The 550-nt window shown below is 71.1% G+C and carries 1 protein-coding gene; it reads right to left on the bottom strand.

The features are described 5' to 3' along the window. Window positions 1-116 precede the first annotated feature (116 nt). Window positions 117-550: IS5 family transposase (locus HHX41_RS39515; protein ID WP_220504856.1), on the bottom strand; the 434-nt coding region annotated here is incomplete at its 5' end.

Below are 550 nucleotides of genomic sequence, written 5' to 3' on the forward strand. Positions count from 1 at the left end.
CACCCGGATACCGCCGATGACCGCGGTGAACTGCGGGCTGTCACCGCGCTGCCCGGCGGTCAGCACGACCGCCAGCAGCTTTTGCCCCTGCTCGCAGGCCAGATGCAGCTTGGTGGTCAGGCCGCCACGAGAACGCCCCAGCCCATGATCGGCCGGCTCATGGCCGTACCTGCCGCCGGGCGGCTCGGCCTGCAGATCCCCCTTTTCCGCGCCCCGGCGGCGTGCTGATGCGCCCGGGCGATGCTGGAGTCCACACTGACATCCCAGGTGATGCGCCCCGCCGCGTCCGCCCGCGCCTGCAACGCGGTCAGGATCCGCTGCCAGGTGCCGTCCCGCTGATACCTCCGGAACAGCGCATACACCGCAGGCCAGGACCCATAGCAGTCCGGCACATCACGCCAGGGCGCGCCGGTCCGTACCCGCCAGCGGATCCCGTCGATCAACTGCCGCTTGCTGAACAGTGACGGCCGCCCAGACCGCTTCGGCGCTGGCAGCAGCGGCTCCAGCACCGCCCACTGGGCGTCGGTCAGATCGAACCGCCTCGTCACCG

Origin of the sequence: Microbispora sp. H13382, from assembly GCF_014161445.1 — a bacterium.
Taxonomy (GTDB): Bacteria; Actinomycetota; Actinomycetes; order Streptosporangiales; family Streptosporangiaceae; genus Microbispora.